The organism is Pseudomonas farris, assembly GCF_019145235.1.
In the GTDB taxonomy this organism is placed as follows: domain Bacteria; phylum Pseudomonadota; class Gammaproteobacteria; order Pseudomonadales; family Pseudomonadaceae; genus Aquipseudomonas; species Aquipseudomonas farris.
This window is the reverse complement of record NZ_JAHSTV010000008.1, coordinates 266,550-285,952: the sequence shown is the minus strand read 5'-3', so window position 1 is coordinate 285,952 and position 19,403 is coordinate 266,550. Positions and strand designations below refer to the sequence as shown.

20 protein-coding genes are annotated in these 19,403 nt (G+C 60.2%); 8 read left to right on the top strand and 12 right to left on the bottom strand.

Translation table 11 applies throughout. The features are described 5' to 3' along the window. Positions 1-95: 95 nt before the first annotated feature. Positions 96-1,292 (bottom strand): class I SAM-dependent rRNA methyltransferase, encoded by a 1,197-nt coding sequence (locus KVG95_RS18810; protein ID WP_007897847.1) that lies wholly within the window; start codon positions 1,290-1,292, stop codon positions 96-98. Positions 1,293-1,613: 321 nt separating this feature from the next. Here KVG95_RS18810 and KVG95_RS18805 point away from each other — a divergent pair, with 321 nt between their 5' ends. From KVG95_RS18805 to KVG95_RS18795, 3 genes are read left to right on the top strand one after another with little or no spacing between them, the layout of a single operon-like run. Further along, a complete protein-coding gene (locus KVG95_RS18805; RefSeq protein WP_217857541.1) occupies positions 1,614-2,426 on the top strand; it encodes an HDOD domain-containing protein in 813 nt (270 codons plus the stop codon). Positions 2,427-2,456: 30 nt separating this feature from the next. Beyond that, complete coding sequence (gene mutM, locus KVG95_RS18800) at positions 2,457-3,269, top strand: bifunctional DNA-formamidopyrimidine glycosylase/DNA-(apurinic or apyrimidinic site) lyase (protein WP_008007376.1); 813 nt, start codon at positions 2,457-2,459, stop codon at positions 3,267-3,269. Between the two features lie 54 nt (positions 3,270-3,323). Beyond that, positions 3,324-3,647, top strand: coding sequence for a hypothetical protein (locus tag KVG95_RS18795; protein ID WP_007897853.1), 324 nt, complete (start codon positions 3,324-3,326; stop codon positions 3,645-3,647). A 141-nt stretch (positions 3,648-3,788) separates the two neighbouring features. On the opposite strand, the gene KVG95_RS18790 is transcribed toward KVG95_RS18795, so the two are convergent. From KVG95_RS18790 to KVG95_RS18770, 5 genes are all read right to left on the bottom strand, one after another. After that, positions 3,789-4,040, bottom strand: coding sequence for a YfhL family 4Fe-4S dicluster ferredoxin (locus tag KVG95_RS18790; RefSeq protein ID WP_003195146.1), 252 nt, complete (start codon positions 4,038-4,040; stop codon positions 3,789-3,791). Between the two features lie 148 nt (positions 4,041-4,188). Further along, positions 4,189-4,668 (bottom strand): pantetheine-phosphate adenylyltransferase, encoded by a 480-nt coding sequence (gene coaD, locus KVG95_RS18785; protein ID WP_038980940.1) that lies wholly within the window; start codon positions 4,666-4,668, stop codon positions 4,189-4,191. A gap of 115 nt (positions 4,669-4,783) precedes the next feature. After that, positions 4,784-6,379 (bottom strand): GMC family oxidoreductase, encoded by a 1,596-nt coding sequence (locus KVG95_RS18780; RefSeq protein WP_217857489.1) that lies wholly within the window; start codon positions 6,377-6,379, stop codon positions 4,784-4,786. 129 nt (positions 6,380-6,508) lie between these two features. After that, the gene (locus KVG95_RS18775; RefSeq protein WP_217857488.1) at positions 6,509-7,054 is read right to left on the bottom strand and encodes a twin-arginine translocation pathway signal protein; all 546 of its coding nucleotides are present in this window, start codon (positions 7,052-7,054) and stop codon (positions 6,509-6,511) included. A gap of 28 nt (positions 7,055-7,082) precedes the next feature. Next, positions 7,083-8,513, bottom strand: coding sequence for a coniferyl aldehyde dehydrogenase (locus KVG95_RS18770; protein ID WP_201061719.1), 1,431 nt, complete (start codon positions 8,511-8,513; stop codon positions 7,083-7,085). A 146-nt stretch (positions 8,514-8,659) separates the two neighbouring features. Between KVG95_RS18770 and KVG95_RS18765 the strand changes: the two genes are divergently transcribed. Both KVG95_RS18765 and KVG95_RS18760 read left to right on the top strand, forming a co-directional pair. Further along, positions 8,660-9,331, top strand: a complete 672-nt coding sequence (locus KVG95_RS18765; RefSeq protein WP_217857487.1) for a TetR/AcrR family transcriptional regulator — start codon at positions 8,660-8,662, stop codon at positions 9,329-9,331. Between the two features lie 45 nt (positions 9,332-9,376). Then, on the top strand, positions 9,377-10,231 hold the full coding sequence (locus tag KVG95_RS18760) for a sulfurtransferase (protein ID WP_217857486.1): 855 nt from the start codon (positions 9,377-9,379) through the stop codon (positions 10,229-10,231). A 114-nt stretch (positions 10,232-10,345) separates the two neighbouring features. Here KVG95_RS18760 and KVG95_RS18755 read toward each other — a convergent pair whose 3' ends face one another. The 6 genes from KVG95_RS18755 to KVG95_RS18730 all read right to left on the bottom strand — a co-directional run bounded on the left by KVG95_RS18755 (position 10,346) and on the right by KVG95_RS18730 (position 16,186). Then, entirely contained in the window at positions 10,346-11,188 is an 843-nt protein-coding gene (locus KVG95_RS18755; RefSeq protein WP_217857485.1) for an AraC family transcriptional regulator, read from the bottom strand. Between the two features lie 3 nt (positions 11,189-11,191). Next, positions 11,192-12,202 (bottom strand): hydrolase, encoded by a 1,011-nt coding sequence (locus tag KVG95_RS18750; RefSeq protein ID WP_217857484.1) that lies wholly within the window; start codon positions 12,200-12,202, stop codon positions 11,192-11,194. Between the two features lie 73 nt (positions 12,203-12,275). Beyond that, positions 12,276-12,893 (bottom strand): 16S rRNA (guanine(966)-N(2))-methyltransferase RsmD, encoded by a 618-nt coding sequence (gene rsmD, locus KVG95_RS18745; protein WP_063342248.1) that lies wholly within the window; start codon positions 12,891-12,893, stop codon positions 12,276-12,278. Continuing rightward, positions 12,893-14,383, bottom strand: a complete 1,491-nt coding sequence (locus KVG95_RS18740; protein ID WP_217857483.1) for a M16 family metallopeptidase — start codon at positions 14,381-14,383, stop codon at positions 12,893-12,895. The genes rsmD and KVG95_RS18740 overlap by 1 nt, the downstream gene beginning before the upstream one ends. Continuing rightward, complete coding sequence (locus KVG95_RS18735; protein ID WP_217857482.1) at positions 14,376-15,731, bottom strand: M16 family metallopeptidase; 1,356 nt, start codon at positions 15,729-15,731, stop codon at positions 14,376-14,378. The genes KVG95_RS18740 and KVG95_RS18735 overlap by 8 nt, the downstream gene beginning before the upstream one ends. A gap of 152 nt (positions 15,732-15,883) precedes the next feature. Beyond that, positions 15,884-16,186 (bottom strand): hypothetical protein, encoded by a 303-nt coding sequence (locus KVG95_RS18730; RefSeq protein ID WP_217857543.1) that lies wholly within the window; start codon positions 16,184-16,186, stop codon positions 15,884-15,886. On the opposite strand from KVG95_RS18730, the gene ftsY reads away from it, so the two are divergent. From ftsY to ftsX, 3 genes are read left to right on the top strand one after another with little or no spacing between them, the layout of a single operon-like run. Beyond that, the gene (gene ftsY, locus KVG95_RS18725) at positions 16,076-17,659 is read left to right on the top strand and encodes a signal recognition particle-docking protein FtsY (RefSeq protein ID WP_217857481.1); all 1,584 of its coding nucleotides are present in this window, start codon (positions 16,076-16,078) and stop codon (positions 17,657-17,659) included. The genes KVG95_RS18730 and ftsY overlap by 111 nt on opposite strands. Next, positions 17,656-18,327, top strand: a complete 672-nt coding sequence (gene ftsE / locus KVG95_RS18720) for a cell division ATP-binding protein FtsE (RefSeq protein ID WP_007897888.1) — start codon at positions 17,656-17,658, stop codon at positions 18,325-18,327. Before ftsY ends, ftsE begins: the two co-directional genes overlap by 4 nt. Continuing rightward, positions 18,324-19,346, top strand: a complete 1,023-nt coding sequence (ftsX, locus tag KVG95_RS18715) for a permease-like cell division protein FtsX (RefSeq protein WP_217857480.1) — start codon at positions 18,324-18,326, stop codon at positions 19,344-19,346. The genes ftsE and ftsX overlap by 4 nt, the downstream gene beginning before the upstream one ends. Positions 19,347-19,403 lie beyond the last annotated feature (57 nt).

Genomic DNA, 19,403 nt, shown 5'->3' with positions numbered 1-19,403 from the left:
GACCGCAAGAGTAAGAAGCAGAGGCTGATGAGTGGATGGTGTGGCGTTAGAACGGCTGACGGAGAGCCTGTTGGCTCCCCGTCGAACCAGCGTACTCAGCTGTTTGGCAGCAGACGGCAGGTGATGCTCTTGATGTAGCGGGTCTCGGCAATGGCCGGGTGTACCGGATGATCCGGGCCCTGACCGCCGCGCTCCAGCATCTGGATGTTGCGGTCCAGGTGACGGGCGCTGGTCAGCAGAATGTTCTGCAGATCGTCTTCCGGCAGGTGCATCGAGCACGAAGCGCTGACCAGGATGCCGTCCTTGCTGAGCAGGCGCATGGCTTGCTCGTTCAGGCGACGGTAGGCGCCTTCACCGTTTTTCATGTCTTTCTTGCGTTTGATGAAGGCAGGAGGGTCGGCCACGATGACGTCGAAACGCTCTTCGCTGGCTTTCAGTTCCTTCAGGGCTTCGAACACGTCGCCTTCGATGCAGGTCATTTTTTCGGCGACGCCGTTTAGTGCGGCGTTGCGCTCGACGCCGTCGAGGGCGAAGGCCGAAGCGTCGACGCAGAACACTTCACTGGCGCCGAAGGCTGCCGCTTGAACGCCCCAGCCGCCGATGTAGCTGTACAAGTCCAGTACGCGTTTGCCTTTGGCATAAGGTGCCAGACGCGCGCGGTTCATCCGGTGGTCGTAGAACCAGCCGGTTTTTTGCCCCTGGATGACTGGCGCTTCGAATTTCACGCCATTCTCTTCCAGCGCGACCCATTCCGGCACCAGGCCGAATACGGTTTCGACATAGCGGTTGAGGCCTTCGGCATCACGAGCAGCGGAGTCGTTCTTGAACAGAATGCCGCTTGGCTTGAGCACTTGGGTCAGTGCCGCGATCACGTCGTCTTTGTGAGCTTCCATGGTTGCCGAGGCGATCTGGACTACCAGGATGTCGCCGAAACGGTCGACTACCAGGCCTGGCAGCAGGTCGGAGTCGCCGTAGACCAGGCGATAGAACGGCTTGTCGAACAGGCGATCGCGCAGGGACAGGGCAACGTTCAGGCGATGCACCAGCAGCGACTTGTCCAGCGGCAACTTGATGTCGCGCGACAGCAGGCGGGCGCAGATCAGGTTGTTCGGGCTCATGGCAACGATGCCCAGCGGCTTGCCGCTGGCGGCTTCGAGGATCGCCTGGTCGCCGGCCTTGAAACCGTGCAAAGGCGTAGCGGCTACATCGATTTCGTTGCTGTAGACCCACAAGTGGCCGTTCCGCAGGCGACGGTCGGCGTTGGCTTTGAGGCGCAGGCTAGGCAGGGACATGACGTCGCTCCGGAAAAAAGAGCGGGAGTATAGCGTGTTGAGGGAGTAGCGGGTTTGGTGGTCGATGAAACGCGGATGAGGGCAGTCAGTAAGGTGCGGAACCTGTGGGAGCGGGCTTGCTCGCGAAAGCGGGGTGCCAGGCAGCATTAATGTCGACTGACACGCCGCCTTCGCGAGCAAGCCCGCTCCCACATGAATGCACTGGACTGACTGTCGGATCCATCTTTTTAAGGGTTAGAATCCCCGCCTGACCCGGAGTGCGTACTTATGTCCCAAGAGCTGACGACCGAACAGATTCAACAGTCCCTGCAAGGCATCAGTGTGCCACCCCAGCCGCAGATCATGGTGGATCTGCAGATGGAGCAGTACATGCCCGACCCGGACCTGGAAGTGATCGCGAAGCTGATCTCCCAGGACCCAGGCCTGTCCGGCGCCTTGCTGAAAATCGTCAACTCGCCGTATTACGGCTTGAGTAACAAGATCACCGCGATCCAGCGGGCAGTGAACCTGTTGGGCAGCCGTTCGATCATCAACCTGATCAATGCGCAGTCGATCAAGGGCGAGCTGAACGACGACGCGATCGTCACCCTCAACCGTTTCTGGGACACGGCGCAGGACGTGGCGATGACGTGCCTGACCCTGGCCAAGCGCGTCGGCGTCCAGGCCGGTGATGAAGCCTATGCGCTGGGCCTGTTCCACGATTGCGGCATTCCGCTGATGATCAAGAAATTCCCCGACTACATGAAAGTGCTGGAACAGGCCTATGGCAACGCCAGCGCCGAATGCCGGGTGGTGGATACCGAGAACAAGCAATACAACACCAACCACGCCGTGGTCGGGTATTACACCGCCAAATCCTGGCGCCTGCCGGAACACGTCACTCAGGCCATTGCCAACCATCACAACGCCCTGGCCATTTTCAGCGATGAGTCGTCGCGCAACACGCCGCTGAAAAACTTGCTGGCGATCCTGAAGATGGCCGAGCACATTTGCGCCTCCTTCCGGGTGCTGGGCAACCAGTCTGAAGACCATGAATGGAACAGTGTCGGGCCTCTTGTGCTCGATTACATGGGTCTATCGGAATACGATTTCGAAACCCAGAAACAAGAGATTCGCGACCTCGCCTCTCGTTGAGTGTCGAACCTCGCCTGATTCGAGAGCCCCATGCCTGAATTGCCGGAAGTCGAAACCACCCGCCGCGGAATTGCACCGCACCTGGAAGGCCAGCGCGTCAGCCGGGTGATCGTGCGTGAGCGCCGTCTGCGCTGGCCGATCCCCGAAGACCTGGATGTGCGGCTGTCCGGCCAGCGCATCGTGCTGGTGGAGCGGCGCGCCAAGTACCTGCTGATCAATGCCGAAGTCGGCACGCTGATCAGTCATTTGGGGATGTCGGGGAATCTGCGGCTGGTGGAAGTCGGTATGCCGGCGGCCAAGCATGAGCATGTGGACATTGAACTGGAATCGGGCCTGGCCCTGCGCTACACCGACCCGCGACGCTTTGGCGCGATGCTCTGGAGCCTGGACCCGCTGAACCACGAACTGCTGATTCGCCTCGGGCCGGAGCCGTTGACCGATCTGTTTGACGGCGAGCGGCTGTTCCAGCAATCCCGCGGACGCTCCATGGCGGTCAAGCCGTTCATCATGGACAACGCGGTGGTGGTCGGTGTCGGCAATATCTACGCGACCGAAGCGTTGTTTGCGGCCGGCATCGACCCGCGCCGTGAAGCCAAGAGCATTTCCCGTGCGCGCTATTTGAAGCTGGCGATCGAGATCAAGCGCATCCTGGCCCTCGCCATCGAGCGCGGCGGCACCACGTTGCGGGACTTTATCGGTGGCGACGGCCAACCGGGCTATTTTCAGCAGGAACTGTTTGTGTACGGCCGTGGCGGTGAGCACTGCAAGGTCTGTGGCACAGGGCTGCGGGAAGTCAAGCTTGGGCAGCGCGCCAGCGTCTTTTGTCCGCGCTGTCAGAGCTGATATCGGCTACGGTCTATAGTCAGTGTTCTCACTGCCTAGCCGAAGGACCGTGCCATGAATCTGTTTCGAACCCTTGTCGTTGCGCTGCTGCTGAGTGTCGGTGCGTCCGCGCTGGCGGCCGAGAACGGCAGCGGCGATCCGCGTTACACCATCCAGAACCCGCCAGCCTACGCCATGCTTGGCGATTTACTGATTGCCCGACCGTTATTGGTGGCGGCGACGGTGATCGGTGCCGGGGCGTTTGTGCTGTCGTTGCCGTTTACCGCGCTGGGTGGCGGTATTGGCGATGCAGGGCAGGCGTTGGTGGTCGATCCGGCGAAAGCCGCATTTGTGCGGTGCCTGGGGTGTATCGGGGAGGGGTTTGAGCAGCGGGAGTGAGGCAGTTAAGTTTTCGGTGCTGCTGATGACGCCTTCGCGAGCAAGCCCGCTCCCACATGGGATTTGTGAACGACGCAGATTCAATGTGGGAGCGGGCTTGCTTGCGAAGAAGCCCGGGAAGACAACACAAAACGGTCAGACTCAAGCCTTACCGGTAATCTTGCGATATTTTTCCATCAACTGTTCTTCAGTCTCCGGATGAGCCTCGTCCAGCGGGATGCAATCCACCGGGCAGACCTGCTGGCACTGCGGTTCGTCGTAGTGGCCGACACATTGTGTGCACAGGTTCGGGTCGATCACGTAGATCTCTTCGCCCTGGGAGATGGCGGCGTTCGGGCACTCGGGTTCGCAGACGTCGCAGTTGATGCAATCGTCGGTGATGATCAGGGACATGCTAACTCCAGCCGGGGCGGCAGGCCCGGGCGCAATAAATCAATGCGCACAATTGTGCCGCATTGGCGCCCGCAGTGCACGCGGGCGCGATCAAGTGCAGCAATCGAAGATTGCGGTAGCCGTAAAAGATCGCAGCCTCCGGCAGCTCCTACTTTTTAAAGCGTAGGGTGAGGGCGTCGGCCACCGCCGGGTGGACGAACTTGGTGATGTCGCCGCCCAGGGCTGCGATTTCACGAACCAGCGTCGAGGAAATGAACGAATAACGCTCGGACGGGGTAAGAAACAGGCTTTCCACATCCGGCGCCAGTTGGCGGTTCATGTTGGCCAGCTGGAATTCGTATTCGAAGTCCGATACCGCGCGCAAACCACGCAGGAATATGTTGGCGTTCTTCTCTTTGGCGAAGTGCGCGAGCAACGTCGAGAAACCGACGACTTCAACGTTCGGCAAATGTTTGGTGACCTCGCGGGCCAGCTCCACACGTTGTTCCAGGGGAAACAGCGGGTTTTTTTTCGGGCTGGCGGCGACGGCGATGATCACATGATCGAACAGGCGCGAGGCGCGTTCGACCAGATCGCCATGGCCCTTGGTAATAGGGTCGAAGGTACCTGGGTACAACACTCGGTTCATCGCGTCGTCCTGGCGGGAGTCCGTTGGGGAGTCGGATGGTATCGCAGCCGTCCCGGTCGGCCAAGTCGCCTGTTGGGTAAGAAAGCACTATAGACGATGGGAATATTCCGCGTTTTCATGGGTTTTTCAAACGTTCGGCGAGCGAAGTGGCCAATTGCGCCGTCAGTCCGTAGACCGACAATTGTGGGTTTGCGCCAATGCTGGTGGGGAAAATCGAGCCGTCATGAATCGACAGATTGCGCAATTGGTGATGTCGGCCGAGGCTATCGGTCACGGCGTTTTTCGGGTCTTCACCCATGGCACAACCGCCCATCACATGAGCACTGCCCAAGCGCGTGCGGTACAACTCAAGGCTCAAATCGTCGATTAATGCGCGCGCTTCGGTGAAGGTTTTCACATAACGAGCGTCGACGTGCATCGGCATCACGGCGTTGGCGCCCCCGGCGAACTGGATCTCGGCCATGCTGTGGAACGACCGGCGCAACCCGTCCCAGGCATACGGTGAAACCTGATAGTCGAGCACCGGTGTACCGTCACCGCGCAATTCAACGCTGCCGCCGGGGCTGTCCGGGTGAAAACCGTCCCGCAGCAACGCCAGCATGGCGTGGGTATGCGGCAGGTTTTCCATATGTCGGGCGCTTTCCGTGCCAAAACCGCCGAGTAATGTGCTGGCCAGCGTCGGGTGGAGCGGTGGAACTTCAAGTTTGTAGGACATCTTGCCAGTGGTGCCATCCTGCCACTGGAAATGGTCGGAATAGATCGACTGCGGCGCGCCGTAGAACGGGTTGATCACTTCATCAAACAGCCCGGCGGACATGTTTACCAAGTGTAGGAATGTTCGTTTACCCAGTCGCTCGTGAGGATCCGGTGCTTCGGAGCGCAATAGCAGCGCCGGGCTGTTGATCCCGCCGCCAGCCAGCACGTAATGCCGCGCCTTGACCGTAATCGTGCGTCCGGTAGGCGCAACGCAACGCTCATCCATCGCCACACAGTGTAGCCCCGTAACCTTGCCGTCTTTGATCGACAGCTTTTCGGCGCGGGCCAGATAGAGCAGCTCGCCACCTTTCTCCAGGGTCGCCGGGATGGTCGTGACCAGCATCGACTGCTTGGCGTTGGTCGGGCAACCCATGCCGCAGTAGCCGATGTTCCAGCAGCCGCGCACGTTGCGCGGAATCACATGCCAGGCGTAGCCAAGTTGTTCGCAGCCTTTGCGGATGACGTCGTTGTTGGCGTTGGGCGGCACCCTCCACGGGGCGACACCCAGGCGTTGTTCCATTTTCTCGAACCAGGGCGCCATCTCGGCCGGTGTGTGGCCTATGACGTCGTGCTCTTTGGCCCAATGTTCCAGCGTCGGGTCCGGGGTGCGAAAGCTTGAGGTCCAGTTGATCAGCGTGGTGCCGCCCACTGCACGGCCCTGAAGGATGGTGATCGCGCCGTCCTTGCTCATGCGCCCGATGCCTTCCTGATAGAGGCTGGTGTAGGCCTGGTCTTCGAGCATCTTGAAGTCGCTGCTGGTCTTGAGTGGGCCTTCTTCGATCAGCAACACCTTGTAGCCGGCGGCGCTGAGGATTTCGGCGGTGGTCCCGCCGCCGGCACCGCTGCCGATGATCGCCACGTCCGCTTCGAGGGTCAGGTCCTGGGTCAGCCGGGCGCCGTTGTAGGTTTTCCAGCCACGGGCCAGGCCTTCGCGGAACGGATCGGGTACGGGCATGTTCGGGTTCTCTTATTATTTTGGATTTGGTGGTGAGGCGGCAGACGCTATCGCGAGCAGGCTCGCTCCCACATGGATCGCGTACCCCCTGTAGGAGCGAGGCTTGCCCGCGAAGGCGTCGCCACGACTTCAAACGGTAGGCGGCCCGGGATACCCGCAATGCGCCCACGACTCCGCCCGGCTGTACCATGCCATCATCACCATTTGCAGCAACGAGCTATGGCCCATGCGCAGCAGGCTCAACGAGCTGTTTTCCCAACGGTCGAGAAAGTGCCGGATCTGTTCGCTGCTGGCGTTTTCCCAACTGCCCCAGATCCCGGTCAATGGGCCGCGAGTAATGCTCATCCCCAACACATCGAACAATTGCCGGGTCAGTTTGAGCATTTCCGGCGACAAGTGATTCAGGCCGTTATCCAGGCAGTGCAGGGTCTCGGCGACAGCGGCCGGCATTTTTTCGACGGCCACGGCACCGTCGAGCATCACCGGGATCACCGCCCGCAGAAACAGCACGTCGCCGCTGCGCAGAATCGCGAAACCGCTGGCCGGGTTGCTCGACGAGCAGCCGCTGAGGTTCGCGCCTAATCCGGCCGTGGCGAGAAAGGCGCTGGCGCCGAGGCTGAATTTAAGCAGGCCGCGTCGTGACAGCGCGGGTGTGTCGGACAGGCTTGGGCTCATTATTGTTATTACCCGGCGGTGATGATCGTTAGCGGATAAACAGCTTCTGGATCAGTTTCTGAATGGATTTGCCGTAGGGCGGATAGATCAGCTTCGCCGCATTGAAACGCTGTTTGATCAGCACGCCTTTGGCCTTGCTGAAGGTCAGGAAACCCTCGTGGCCGTGGTAGTGGCCCATGCCCGAGGCACCGATGCCGCCAAACGGCATGTCGTCCTGAGCAACGTGCAGCAAGGTGTCATTGAGGCAAACGCCACCGGAATGGGTTTCGTGGAGGACGCGGTTTTGCTCGCGCTTGTCGTAGCCGAAGTAATACAGCGCCAGCGGACGAGGGCGTTGGTTGATGTAGGCAAATGCTTCGTCGAGATCCTTGTACGGCACGATCGGCAGCAACGGGCCGAAGATTTCGTCCTGCATCACCGTCATGTCGTCGCTGACGTTGAGCAGCAGGCTATGACTCATGCGTCGCCCCTGGCCTTGATCGAACAGCGGAATCAGCAGCGCGCCCTTGCTGGTGGCGTCGCTGAGGTAGCCGTTGAGCCGTGCCAGCTGCCGGTCGTTGATAATGGCGGTGTAGTCCTTGTTGTCGGCCAGCGTCGGATAAAACCCGCGAACCGCCTGACGATAGGCTTCGACGAAAGAGCCGACGCGGTCTTCCGGCACCAGCACATAGTCCGGAGCGACACAGGTTTGCCCTGCATTGAGGGTCTTGCCGAAAGCGATGCGTTCGGCGGCGTCCTTGAGCGGCACATCGCGGGAAACGATGGCCGGGGACTTGCCACCCAGTTCGAGGGTCACCGGGGTCAGATTCTCGGCCGCCGCGCGCATCACGTGTTTGCCGATGCTGGTGGCGCCGGTGAACAATAAATGATCAAAACGCAGCCGCGAGAACGCCACACCGATATCAGCCTCGCCCAGCACCACGCAGACCAGGTCCTGAGGAAAAACTCGCCCCAGCAATTCCTTGAGCAGCAAACCGGTGGCAGGGGTCGATTCGCTGAGTTTGAGCATCACCCGATTGCCTGCCGACAACGCCCCCACCAATGGCCCGATTGCCAGGTAAAGCGGGTAGTTCCACGGCACGATCACTCCGACCACGCCCAACGGCTGATAAACCACTTTGGCCGATGCTGGCTGAAAGGCGAGTCCGACTTTGCGTCGCGAGGTTTTCATCCAGCCTTTGAGGTGCCGGCTGGCGTAATGAATGCCGTGCAGGCTGGGCATCAGTTCGGCGAGCAGGGTCTCATCGGCGCTGCGGTGGCTGAAGTCCTGGCTGATGGCGTCGATCAGGGCCTGACGCTCATTGCTCAGCAGGTCCTTCAACGCCTTTAGCCATTGCTGGCGCTGAGCCGCGGGTGGCATCGGGTTGGCTGCATACGCCGCGCGTTGAGCGTCGAACAGGGCTTGGAGTTCGTCCAGAGGCTGCTGCAGGTTCTTCAGGTAGGCGATGTCAGCAGGCATGGTCGGCTCCGGATTTATTGTAATGGGGAACTTTTTAGAGTCTATGCTCTAGAAAGTCAAATGACGCTCTGGTACAGCTTTGTTTTATCCATGCGTGGATAGGTCGTAAGATGCCCCTCATCGCACTCTGAATTAAAGCTCAAGCCATGGCCCCTCGGATCAAAACCAGCGAGCGCATCGTGCAGAACAGCCTGGAGCTGTTCAATCAACAGGGCGAGCGCAGTATCAGCACCAACCACATTGCTGCCCATATGGAGATTTCCCCGGGCAACCTGTACTACCACTTCCCCAACAAGCAGGCGATCATCGCCGTGTTGTTCAGTGAGTACGAAAACCTGGTGGACAGCTTCCTGCGCCCGCCCCAGGGCCGCGCCGCGACAGTTGAAGACAAGCGCTTCTACCTCAAGGAATTGCTCTCCGCCATGTGGCGCTACCGCTTCCTGCATCGCGACCTCGAGCATTTGCTCGACAGCGATCCCGAACTGGCCGCCCGTTACCGGCGCTTTTCCCAGCGCTGCCTGATCCAGGGCACACACATCTACGCGGGCTTCGTCGAGGCCGGCATTCTGTGCATGGACAAGGTTCAGATCGAATCCCTGACCCTCAATGCCTGGATCATCCTCACGTCGTGGGTGCGTTTTCTGTGCACCACGCGGGAAAACTCCAACCATCTGAGCGAACAGGCGATAAAACGGGGCGTGTATCAGGTGCTGGTGCTGGAGGCCGGGTTCGTCACGGGTCAAGCTCACGATGCGGTGAATGCACTGTTCGAAGAGTTTTATGTGCCGCTGGCCCAGGCGCTGGAAGAAGTGGGATAAAGAGTGCAGTAGGATTCCAGACAAACAAAATCACAGGAGCCCGTTATGCCCATTGCGCAACTGATCAGCCCGCAAGCGTTGGACCTGAAAAAGGAGACGCCGGGGCTGGTGATTCTGGATTGTCGTTTTGCCCTCGAAGACCCTGATTACGGGCAGCGCAGCTACGCGGAAGGGCATATTGCCGGATCGAGCTTTGCCGATCTTGAGCGTGATTTGAGCAGTGCAGTGGTCAAGGGGGTTACCGGGCGTCATCCATTGCCTGAACCCGCCGACTTGATCGAACGCTTGCAAGCCTGGGGCATCAACGCCGACAGCGAAGTGGTTTTGTACGATGACGGTCCCGGCGCCTACGCGGCGCGGGCCTGGTGGTTGCTGGCGTGGCTGGGCAAGCGCGATGGCGTGTTCATTCTCGATGGCGGGCTGAAAGCCTGGCACGCCGCTGGATTGCCCCTGAGTCTTGATCCGCCGTCGGTTACCCGTGGCACCTTTACCGGGACGCCGGATGCTTCGTTGGTGCTCAGCGCCGAACAACTCCAGCAGCGTCTCGGCCAGCCCGCGCTGACCTTGCTCGATGCCCGCGGCTTGCCGCGCTTCAAGGGCGAAGTGGAACCGATCGATCCGGTTGCCGGGCACATCCCCGGCGCACAATGTGCCGCGTTCACCGATAACCTGGGCAGCGACGGGCGGTTCCTGCCGGCCGAACAGCTCAAGCAGCGGTTTGCCGCGAAGCTCGGTGATCGTTCACCGACAGAGTTGGTCGCGTATTGCGGTTCCGGTGTGACCGCCTGCCACAACTTGTTCGCTCTGTGCCTGGCGGGTTATCCGTTGGGGGCGTTGTATGCCGGGTCGTGGAGCGAGTGGATCAACGATCCTGCGCGAGGCGTCGCCAAGGGCGAGTAAACGCAAAACCAATGTGGGAGCGGGCTTGCTCGCGAAGGCGGTGGGTCAGTCGATATCAATGTCGATTGACCCACCGCCTTCGCGAGCAAGCCCGCTCCCACATTTGGATCTTCGTCATCCATAACCAGGCAGCTGCAAAGCGCTGCGATACGCCCCCGGTCCTACGCCGTAAACCTGTTTGAATTGCCGACTCAGATGACTCTGGTCGGCAAAACCCAGCTGCGTCGCGACTTCCAGCGGCAGGCAGCCGCGCTGTAACAGCGCCCGTGCCCGGGCGATACGCTGCTGCATCAACCAGGTGTGTGGCGGCATGCCGGTGGCTCTGCGGAACACTCGGGCGAAGTGGAAGGGCGACAGGTTCACCGTCGCCGCCAGTGCTTCCAGCGAGGGCGGCGCCGCCAAGCGTGATTGCAGCAGCTCCTTGGCCAGGGTCACCGCCCGGTGTTCCTTGCCAGGTTTTCTGGCGATCGGAACGGCTGCGTGACGTTGCAACAGCGACAGCATCATTTTCCGCCAGGCCGTTTGCTGCTGCAGGGCCGTGGACGGACTCTCCAGCAAGCAATGCAGTTGGCAGAACCCCTTCACCAGATCCGGATCGCGATACAACGTGGCGCCAAACGCTGGCAGGGTATCGGTCGGCAGTTCGAGCTCATCCAGCAATGAAAGAATCTGCCCGCTGTCGGGATAAAACGCCCGGTACAGCCAACCGTCTTCCGTACCTTTGTGGCCGGTGTGCAGTTCATCCGGGTTGATCAGCACCAGTGTGCCGCTGCCGGCCAGATGCTCGGCGCCTCGATAGCGATAACGCTGGGCGCCGGCCATGATCATGCCGATCACATAGCCGTCATGCACATGGGGGGCGAAGCGGTGTTCGATGTAGCGTGCGGACAACAACTCGACCCCAGCCAACGGCGCCGTTTGCCAGAAGTGGATCGACTCGCCCTGATCCGAACCCATGCTCTACTTGCGCCCTGTGGTGGCGAGCCACTGGGGAATGCGCCGTTCCAGGTAATAACCCGGTTGCCGGAATGAGCCCTCGACGAAGCCGACATGCCCACCCTTGGCCTGCAACTCGAATTGAGTGGAGGCAGACAATTCGTCGGCATGCGGCAGGCTATGAGGAAAGACAAATGGGTCGTCGGCCGCCTGGATAATCAGGGTCGGTGTGCGAATCTCTCCCAGGAAATAACGACTCGAAGCGCGGCGATAGTAATCCGCGGCATCGGCGAAACCATTCAGCGGCGCGGTGACCCGGCCATCGAAATCCCAGAAGGTGCGCATATTCTCCAGCGAGCCCAGCGCCGCCAATGCAGCCAAGCCATCCTGATGCCCTTCATGCTGGAATCTGCGCTGCTTGTTCTTGATGTAGGCGACCATCTCCCGCATGAAATGCGCTTGATAGAATTTTGAAAAACCCTGGCTGATACGATCGGCACATTGATCGAGCCGAAACGGCACCGACACCGCCACCGCGCCGAGTACACCGCTGTTGCTACCGGTTTCGCCCAGGTGTTTGAGCAACACGTTGCCACCCATGGAATAACCGACCGCATACAGCGGTGCGAGGGGGCGTTGGGTCCGCAGGTGCTTGATGGTTTCGGCCAGGTCTTCACTGGCCCCGGAATGGTAACTGCGCGGCAACAGATTGGGTTCGCCGGAACAGCCTCGCCAGTTCAGCGCGACACTGGCCCAACCCTGGGCGCCCAGTGCCTTCTGTACGCCGGCCACGTAAGGTGAATTCGATGAGCCGGTCAGGCCATGCAGCACCAGCACCAGTGGCACATTTGCGCTGTGGGGGCCATGCCAGTCCAGATCAAGGAAATCACCGTCTTCGAGCCATAAGCGTTCGCGCTCGCGGTCCAGGTGTGTGGTTTTGCGCCATAGCGGTCCCCACAAGGTTTGTAAGTGCGGATTGCCCAGGCCGTAGGCGGGGTTGAAACGGGGGGTGAAATGTTCTGGCAGATGGGACACGATTGCTCTCGATGCAGCGGTGCTTACCCGCAGCGTTAACTGACTGAGCTTCGCACCGTTTTTACAGGCCGGACTAACCGGCGATCCCTGCCATACGTTGCCACAACGCGTAATACACCCGTCCGGATTTTTGCTCCCGATGCAGGCGCCAATTTTCTGGCAAACCCAATATCGACGGTGCCGTTTCGCTTTCAGTGTAGACCCACGCATCGTCACTCAGCCAATGACGCTCTTCGAGCAAAGTGCAAACGGCCGGCAACAGATTCTGATTAAACGGCGGGTCGAGAAACACCAGGTCGAATGCCGTTGCCGGTTGGGTTTCCAGATAGCGCAACGCGTCGGCAGTCTGTACCTGGCCGGTGGTGCAGCGCAGGGTGCCCAGATGTTCCTTGATGCTCGCTACCGCGATGTTGCTGGCATCCAGCGCCTGGCCCATTGCTGCGCCACGGGACAAAGCCTCGAGAAACAACGCGCCGCTACCGGCAAAGGGGTCGAGTACCTTGGCCCCGGCGACATAAGGCGCGAGCCAGTTGAACAGGGTTTCACGGACTCGGTCCGGCGTTGGGCGCAAGCCTGGCGCATCGGGGAAGCTCAGCTTTCGGCTGCCCCATTCACCGCCGATGATGCGCAGTTGATTCACGCCATTATGCACGTTGTGAACAGGTTTTTTAGGGCGCGATGGACGGGCCATTAATGCTCCGGAACCCCGAGCGGTTGCTCGGCAGGTTTGTCAGATGGGGCCGGTAACGGCTTTTGTGGCACGGTCGGGCCAGCGCTGACGATGACCAGTTTGTCCGTGCTCAGGTGTTTGTTCAATGCGGTTTTGACTTGCTCGACGGTCAGGCTCTGGGACTGCTGCATGAAGTCTTCCAGGTAGCTCAGCGGCAAGTTGTAAAAACCCATGGCGCCGAGCTGCCCGACGATATCGGCGTTACTGGCGGTGGACAGCGGGAAGCTGCCGGCCAATTCACGCTTGGCGTCGTCGAGTTCTTTCTGGGTAGGGCCGGTTTTAAGGTAGTCGGCGAGCACGTCCTGCACCAGTTTCAGCGTGCCTTCGCTCATCTCGGCGCGGGTTTGCAGGTTGATCATGAACGGGCCGCGAACCTGCATCGGGCTGAAACCCGAATACACGCCATAGGCCAGGCCGCGCTTCTCGCGCACTTCACTCATCAAGCGGGTGCCGAAACCACCGCCGCCAAGGATCTGATTGCCCAGGGACAGCGCTGCGTAATCCGGATCGTCACGGTCGATGCCCAGTTGCGCGATCATCAGGTTGGTTTGCTTGGACGGAAACTCGATATGGCCGATGCTGGACTTGGGGTCGGTCGGTTGCTCGATTTTCGCCAGGGCCGGCCCTTTTGGCAGATCGGCGGACACTTGTGCGGCAACCGCCTCGGCGTCGGCGCGCGACAAATCGCCCACCAGCGCAATCACCACGTTACCGGCGGCGTAGGCTTTCTGATGGAAGGCCCGCAACTGCGCCAAGGTGATCGGTGGAATGCTTTTCGCCGTGCCGTCGCTGGAATGCGCGTACGGGTGATCGCCATACAAGCGGTTCATCAGCTCCAGGCTGGCGAGTTTGCCGGGGTTCTGTTTCTGGTATTCGAAGCCGGCCAGCATCTGGTTCTTGATGCGGGCAAACGAGTCGGCGGGGAAGGTCGGTTTGCCGACGACTTCAGCAAACAGCTTCAAGGCAGGCTCGCGTTTGTCCGCGGCACTGAGGCTGCGCAGCGAGGCAATCGCCATGTCTTTATAGGCACCGTTACCGAAGTCGGCCCCCAGGCCTTCGAAGCCTTGGGCGATAGCGCCGACGTCTTTGCCGGCCACACCTTCGTTGAGCATGGCGTTGGTCAACAGTGCCAGGCCGGGTGCATCGCCATCCTGGCTGCTACCGGCGGCGAAAGTCAGGCGCATATCGAACATCGGCAGCTCACGGGCTTCGACGAACAGCACCTTGGCGCCTTCGGCGGTGTTCCAGGTCTGCACGTTCAGCGAGCGATGGCTTGGGGCCTTGCCGTCGAGTTCTGCCAACGATTGCAACTTCTGGCTGGACTTGGCTTTGTCGAGGGCTTCGCTGGCGCTGGTTTCGTCAGACTTGGAGAAATAGAAGGCGGCAGACCCGAGCAGTGCAATGACGACCAGGCCGATCAGGGCCAGGCGTGGTTTTTTACGCTCACTCATGAGTCGTCTCCTCTGGCAGTACATGGGCGACGCTGAGACGTGCGCGGGTGAAATACAGCTTGGCGGCCTTCTGGATGTCTTGCGGGGTCACGCTTTCCAGGTCGGCGAGTTCGGTGTCCATCAGTTTCCAGGACAAGCCGACGGTTTCCAGTTGGCCGATGGCGGTGGCCTGGCTGGTGATCGAGTCACGCTCGTAGACCAGGCCGGCAATGACCTGCGCTCGCACCCGCTCCAGTTCTTCAGTGGACGGCGCCGTGGTTTTCAGCTGTTCAAGCAGTTTCCACAGGCCGGCTTCCGCCTGGGCCATGGTTTTCTTCTTCTGAGTGTTCGGCGTGGCCGACAAAGTGAACAGGCTGTCGCCACGGGTATAGGCGTCGTAGCTCGACGAACCGCCGGACACCAGCTCTTCACCGCGTTCCAGTTGCGTCGGGATCCGGCCGCTGTAGCCGCCGTCGAGCAGTGCGGAGATCAGGCGCAGAGCGTTCACCGAACGCTTGTCTTCGGCGGTGGCGATGCTCGGTACGTTGAAGGCCAGCATCAGGCTCGGCAATTGGGTCTGCACATGCAGGGTGATTTTCCGTTCGCCGGGCTCGGCCAGCTCCAGCGGGATTTTCGCGGGTGGCACGTCGCGCTTGGCGATCGGGCCGAAGTAACGCTGGGCCAGGGTTTTGACTTCGTCCGGAGTCACGTCACCAACCACTACCAGGGTAGCGTTGTTCGGCACATACCAGGATTGATACCAGTGGCGCAGTTCTTCGATCTTCATGCGGTCGAGGTCCGCCATCCAGCCGATAGTCGGCGTGTGATAACCGCTGGCGGGGTAGGCCATGGCCATGAAGCGCTCGTAGGCCTTGGACATCGGCTTGTCGTCGGTGCGCAGGCGACGTTCTTCCTTGATCACCTCGATCTCGCGGGTGAACTCGTCGGCTGGCAGGCGCAGATTGGCCATGCGGTCGGCTTCCAGCTCGAAGGCCACGCCCAGACGGTCACGGGCCAGCACTTGGTAATACGCGGTGAAGTCGTCGCTGGTGAAGGCGTTCTCTTCGGCGCCGAGGTCGCGCAGGATCAGCGACGCTTCGCTGGGGCCGACTTTCTCGCTGCCCTTGAACATCATGTGTTCCAGCGCATGGGACAGCCCGGTCTGGCCCGGGGTCTCATAGCTTGAGCCAACCTTGTACCAGACCTGGGAAACGACGACCGGCGCACGATGGTCTTCGCGCACGACGACCTTCAAGCCGTTGTCGAGGGTGAATTCGTGGGTGGGTTGTGGATCGGCAGCCAGGGCTGAAAGTGGCAGACAAACTGTGCTGAACAGCAGGCCTGCAGCGCGGCGGGCTAGAGCATTCATTCGTTTTTAAACCTTTGGGGCTGCCCGCTTGGTCTTAGCCTAGGCGGGCGAGGAGGTGCTAGGATACTGATCCGTTTTACTGGCGGCCACGCCTATCAGGCCTTTGATCGGTCAGTAGGTTGTTTGGGTTTGCGGCTTGGGCTTTGAGTTTGTCAGCTAAACTCTGCGTTTTCGCCGACGATGCCGTTCCAGTCCTTAGTATTAATCAACCTTTGAGGTGCCGTTGGCACCTCGACAAAATGTTGCGCGTGAACAAGCTGGATGAATCGCAGTCTGTTCTGCATCGAATTATTTATTGCCGAGGCGCTCTTTGGCGCGTCGCTACCGTGAGATAGCCGTCCTCCATGTTTGGTTCCAACGACGACAAGAAGACCCCAGCTGCGGCTGGTGAGAAGAAAAGCCTGTTCGGATGGCTGCGCAAAAAGCCGCAGGAACCCGTTGTCGAACAGCCACAACCACTTCCTGAGCCAACACCGGCGCCGGTCATGGATGAAGTGCCTGCGCCGATCGCCGAGCCGGTGCTGCAATCTGCGGCCGAGCCTGAGCCTGAGCCTGAGCCTGAAACCGAAGTCGTGGCCCCATTGCCGCTGACGCCAGCCGCTGAGCCGTGGCTGACATTGCCGGTGGCGGAAGAGCCGGTGGCGCTGGTCGAAGATGAGCAAGCAGCTCACTTCACTCCGCCGATTCCGGCCCCGACTGCGTTTGCTCCAGAACCGATTCCGGCCCCGACTGCGTTTGCTCCAGAACCGGTTCAGGCGCCAATGGTTGAGCCGGTCATTGAACCTGTGTTCGTGGCCGAGCCTGCGCCGGTTGCTCCAGAGCCAGAAGTGTCGGTATTTGTTGCTCCTGCTCCGGTTGCTCCGATTGTTCAAGCACCTGCACCTGCACCTGCACCTGCACCTGCACCTGCACCTGCACCGGTCATCGTTCCTGTTGTCGCCACGCCCGTTGCTCCAGTGGAAACTCCGGTCGAGCCTGTGCGTACCGAAGAGTCCAAGGCCGGTTTCTTCGCTCGCCTCAAGCAAGGCTTGTCCAAGACCAGCGCCAGCATTGGCGAGGGCATGGCCAGCCTGTTCCTCGGCAAGAAAATCATCGATGACGAGTTGCTCGAAGACATCGAAACCCGTCTGCTGACCGCCGATGTCGGCGTCGAAGCGACGTCGGTGATCATTCAGCGCCTGACCCAGAAAGTCGCCCGCAAAGAGCTGGCCGATGCCGATGCGTTGTACAAATCCCTGCAAGCCGAACTGGCAGCGATGCTCAAGCCCGTCGAGCAGCCGCTGAAAATCACCTCGCAGAACAAGCCGTTCGTGATTCTGGTGGTGGGCGTCAACGGCGCCGGCAAGACCACCACCATCGGCAAACTGGCGAAGAAGCTGCAACTGGAAGGCAAGAAAGTCATGCTCGCCGCCGGTGATACTTTCCGCGCCGCTGCGGTGGAGCAGCTGCAGGTCTGGGGTGAGCGCAACAAGATTCCGGTGATCGCCCAGCACACCGGCGCCGATTCGGCTTCGGTCATCTTCGATGCTGTACAGGCCGCCAAGGCCCGTGGCATTGACGTGCTGATCGCCGACACCGCCGGTCGGTTGCACACCAAAGACAACCTGATGGAAGAACTGAAAAAAGTTCGCCGGGTGATCGGCAAGCTCGACGCCGATGCGCCGCACGAAGTGCTGTTGGTGCTCGACGCCGGTACCGGCCAGAACGCCATCAACCAGGCCAAGCAATTCAACCAGACCGTCGAACTGACTGGCCTGGCGCTGACCAAACTCGACGGCACCGCCAAGGGCGGGGTGATTTTCGCCCTGGCCAAGCAGTTTGGCTTGCCGATTCGCTATATCGGCGTCGGCGAAGGCATCGACGATTTGCGTACTTTTGAAGCAGAACCCTTTGTCCAGGCATTGTTTGCCGAGCGGGAGCGTTCATGATTCGTTTCGAACAGGTCGGTAAACGCTACCCGAATGGTCACGTCGGCTTGCATGAGCTGAGCTTTCGAGTCCGTCGGGGCGAATTCTTGTTTGTTACCGGCCATTCCGGCGCCGGTAAAAGCACCTTGTTGCGGCTGCTGCTGGCCATGGAGCGTCCGACCACCGGCAAATTGCTGCTGGCAGGGCAAGACCTGAGCACCATCAGCAATGCGCAGATTCCATTCCTGCGCCGTCAAATCGGCGTGGTGTTCCAGAATCACCAACTGCTGTTCGATCGCACGGTGTTCAACAACGTCGCATTGCCGCTGCAGATCCTTGGCCTGTCCAAGGCCGAAGTCGCCAAGCGCGTGGACTCGGCCCTGGAGCGCGTGGCGCTCTCGGACAAAACCGATCTCTACCCCGGCGACCTGTCCACTGGCCAGCAACAGCGCGTCGGCATCGCTCGCGCCATCGTTCACCGTCCGGCCTTGCTGCTGGCGGATGAACCGACCGGTAACCTCGACCCGCGTCTGGCGGCAGAAATCATGGGCGTGTTCGAAGACATCAACCGTTTGGGTACCAGCGTGCTGATCGCCAGTCACGACCTGGCACTGATTGCCCGCATGCGTCACCGCATGCTCACCCTGCAGCGTGGCCGATTGATCGGCGATGGGGAGGCTGGCGTATGAGTGCAACACGTAGCCCCAAGGTTTCCGAGCGCGTAGCCCCGAAACCCGCCGATCCGCAGCCGCAGAAGAAAAAGCGCGACGATGACGATGGCCCGGATTTCTCTACGCTGTTCCGTGCCTGGGTCGAAAGCCATCGTGCCAGTCTGCTGGACAGCTTGCGCCGCTTGGGTAAACACCCGATAGGCAGCTTTTTCACCTGCATGGTGATGGCAGTTGCCCTCAGCTTGCCGATGGGCCTGTCACTTTTGCTAAGTAACGTCGAGCGTCTTGGCGGTTCCTGGCAGCGTGCGGCGCAGATTTCCCTGTACCTGCAACTCGATGCCAGCCCTGAGCAGGGCGAGTCGTTGCGTGAGCAGATCAAGGGTATGCCGGGTGTGGCCGAGGCCGAATACGTGGGTCGCGATCAGGCGCTGGAAGAGTTTCAGCAGCAGTCCGGACTGGGCGAAGCGCTCAAGGAACTCCCGGAAAACCCGCTGCCGGGCGTGGTCCTGGTGACCCCGAACGAGGTCGACAAGCCCACGCTTGAAGCATTGAGACAAAAACTTTCCGAATTGCCGAAGGTACAACAGGCGCAACTTGATCTAGTCTGGGTCGAGCGTCTGGCAGCCATCCTCAAGCTGGGCGACCGTTTTGTCTTCGGTCTGACGGTGCTTTTGGTTTCTGCATTACTTTTGGTGATAGGCAATACCATTCGTCTTCATATTGAAAACCGCCGCACAGAGATAGAAGTGATTAAACTCGTCGGCGGCACTGACAGCTATGTGCGCAGGCCCTTTCTGTATATGGGTGCACTTTATGGCTTCGGTGCGGGGATTTTTGCCTGGGGTGTATTGGCGTTCGGCCTGAATTGGCTGAACGACGCGGTAGTTGGACTGGCCGGTTTGTACGGCAGTGATTTTGCGCTGGCCGGAGTGCCAGTTGCCGACGGTCTATCGCTCTTGCTTGGCGCGGTGCTGTTGGGGTATATCGGTGCATGGATTGCAGTCGCACGCCACCTGCGGGAGCTTGCGCCAAAGTAATATCATTTTGCTCGTATTGACCTTTCAGCGTTTATGGGAACTTGTCTTTTGGTTTCC

Coding starts and splice junctions, on each gene's coding strand:
- KVG95_RS18810 (WP_007897847.1), bottom strand. CDS start 1,292: ATGTCCCTGCCTAGCCTGCGCCTCAAAGCCAACGCCGACCGTCGCCTG.
- mutM (WP_008007376.1), top strand. CDS start 2,457: ATGCCTGAATTGCCGGAAGTCGAAACCACCCGCCGCGGAATTGCACCG.
- KVG95_RS18795 (WP_007897853.1), top strand. CDS start 3,324: ATGAATCTGTTTCGAACCCTTGTCGTTGCGCTGCTGCTGAGTGTCGGT.
- KVG95_RS18790 (WP_003195146.1), bottom strand. CDS start 4,040: ATGTCCCTGATCATCACCGACGATTGCATCAACTGCGACGTCTGCGAA.
- coaD (WP_038980940.1), bottom strand. CDS start 4,668: ATGAACCGAGTGTTGTACCCAGGTACCTTCGACCCTATTACCAAGGGC.
- KVG95_RS18780 (WP_217857489.1), bottom strand. CDS start 6,379: ATGCCCGTACCCGATCCGTTCCGCGAAGGCCTGGCCCGTGGCTGGAAA.
- KVG95_RS18775 (WP_217857488.1), bottom strand. CDS start 7,054: ATGAGCCCAAGCCTGTCCGACACACCCGCGCTGTCACGACGCGGCCTG.
- KVG95_RS18770 (WP_201061719.1), bottom strand. CDS start 8,513: ATGCCTGCTGACATCGCCTACCTGAAGAACCTGCAGCAGCCTCTGGAC.
- KVG95_RS18765 (WP_217857487.1), top strand. CDS start 8,660: ATGGCCCCTCGGATCAAAACCAGCGAGCGCATCGTGCAGAACAGCCTG.
- KVG95_RS18760 (WP_217857486.1), top strand. CDS start 9,377: ATGCCCATTGCGCAACTGATCAGCCCGCAAGCGTTGGACCTGAAAAAG.
- KVG95_RS18755 (WP_217857485.1), bottom strand. CDS start 11,188: ATGGGTTCGGATCAGGGCGAGTCGATCCACTTCTGGCAAACGGCGCCG.
- rsmD (WP_063342248.1), bottom strand. CDS start 12,893: ATGGCCCGTCCATCGCGCCCTAAAAAACCTGTTCACAACGTGCATAAT.
- KVG95_RS18740 (WP_217857483.1), bottom strand. CDS start 14,383: ATGAGTGAGCGTAAAAAACCACGCCTGGCCCTGATCGGCCTGGTCGTC.
- KVG95_RS18735 (WP_217857482.1), bottom strand. CDS start 15,731: ATGAATGCTCTAGCCCGCCGCGCTGCAGGCCTGCTGTTCAGCACAGTT.
- ftsY (WP_217857481.1), top strand. CDS start 16,076: ATGTTTGGTTCCAACGACGACAAGAAGACCCCAGCTGCGGCTGGTGAG.
- ftsE (WP_007897888.1), top strand. CDS start 17,656: ATGATTCGTTTCGAACAGGTCGGTAAACGCTACCCGAATGGTCACGTC.
- ftsX (WP_217857480.1), top strand. CDS start 18,324: ATGAGTGCAACACGTAGCCCCAAGGTTTCCGAGCGCGTAGCCCCGAAA.